This window comes from Mameliella sp. AT18, assembly GCF_028807275.1.
In the GTDB taxonomy this organism is placed as follows: domain Bacteria; phylum Pseudomonadota; class Alphaproteobacteria; order Rhodobacterales; family Rhodobacteraceae; genus Antarctobacter; species Antarctobacter albus.
This window is the reverse complement of sequence record NZ_JARAMO010000106.1, coordinates 1-1,433: the sequence shown is the minus strand read 5'-3', so window position 1 is coordinate 1,433 and position 1,433 is coordinate 1. Positions and strand designations below refer to the sequence as shown.

The 1,433-nt window shown below is 60.1% G+C and carries 1 protein-coding gene; it reads right to left on the bottom strand.

Annotated elements, in window-relative coordinates; translation table 11 throughout:
• Positions 1-1,099 (bottom strand): IS3 family transposase gene (locus PVW46_RS13325; RefSeq protein ID WP_274576155.1). Its coding sequence is split into 2 segments (ribosomal slippage), with 1,100 coding nucleotides annotated over them: positions 1-850 and positions 850-1,099; the frame shifts between segments, so codons are not numbered across the junction. This gene is flagged as partial in the annotation.
• Positions 1,100-1,433 lie beyond the last annotated feature (334 nt).

Below are 1,433 nucleotides of genomic sequence, written 5' to 3'. Positions count from 1 at the left end.
CCGGGCGCGGAGCCCTCAAATTGCTCAAGTGCGCGGCGCGCTTGCTGTGGCGTCTGGTTGCCCAAGGATGAGTGTGGCCTGACCGTGTTATAGTCGTAGCGCCACAGGGCCAGCTTGCGCCGCGCATCATCCAGGCTGTCGAATATCTCCTCGTTCAGCAGCTCGTCCCTGAGGCTGCCGTTGAAGCTCTCGATGAAGGCGTTCTGCTGCGGTTTGCCCGGATCGATGTAGTGCCACGGCACCTCGTTCTCGTCGGCCCATTTCAGGATGGCCCGACTGGTGAACTCAGTTCCATTATCGCTGACAATGCAGCCGGGCTTGCCGTAAAGCCGGATCAGGGCACTGAGTTCCCGGGCGACCCTTGCGCCGGACAGGCTGGTGTCAGCGACAAGACACAGGCATTCCCGAGCGCAGTCATCGATCACCGCCAGGATCCGGAACTTCCGCGAGGCGCCGAAGCTGTCGGATACGAAGTCCAGCGACCAACGAGCATTAGGATACGCCGCAACTGGCAGCGGCACTCTGGTGCCACGCGCCCGTTTCCGGCCTCGCCGTCGCTTCACGGACAAACCCTCTTCCCGGTAGATGCGATACAGCTTCTTGGGGTTCATGGTCATGCCCTTGCGCTCCAGCAGCACGCCGATCCGGCGGTAGCCGAACCTGCGCCTTTTGGCGGCGATCTCCTGCATCTCCTTGCGGATCTCAGTACAGTCCGGCGGGCGTTCACGCCGGACTGTCTTTGGATCGACACCAACCAGCTTGCAGGCTCTGCGCTGCGAGATGTCATGATCCCGCATCACCCGGAGCGCCGCATCTCGCCGCTTGGTCAATGTCGTCAGTTCTTTCCCAGCAGGTCTTTCAGGACAACGTTGTCGAGCATGGTGTCGGCCAACAGGCGTTTGAGTTTGGCATTCTCGTCTTCGAGAGCCTTCAGCCTTGCCGCCTCGGACGCTTCCATCCCGCCATATTTGGACTTGAGCTTGTAGAACGTCGCTGTGCTCAGCCCGTGCCTGCGGCATACCTCCGCTGTCGGCATCCCCGCTTCCTGTTCCTTGATCATCCCGATGATCTGCGCCTCGGTGAAACGGCTCTTTCTCATAAGTCTGCTCCTTCAGAGTTGGCGCAGACTCTACATTAAGGTGAGGGATTTCGCGGGGCGCAGGTCACCCCGCAAGAGAGCCACGGCTTGCTGCGTGACCAGATCCTGCGCTGCTGCCAGTGTCGACGTTGCCGCCATGTCGGCGCCTCTGACATGCATCGGTTCTACGATACGGGGGCTGATGCTCTTTGGGGGACCCGGACGGATTGAGCGCAAATGGTCTACCACACATTCGCGTTTTGTTTCCGATATGTCCGAAGGTCCTGCCGCACAAGAATCGCATTTCAATTCATGTGCTTGACGATGGATTTGCAATCCGCTGCGTCACCACTCC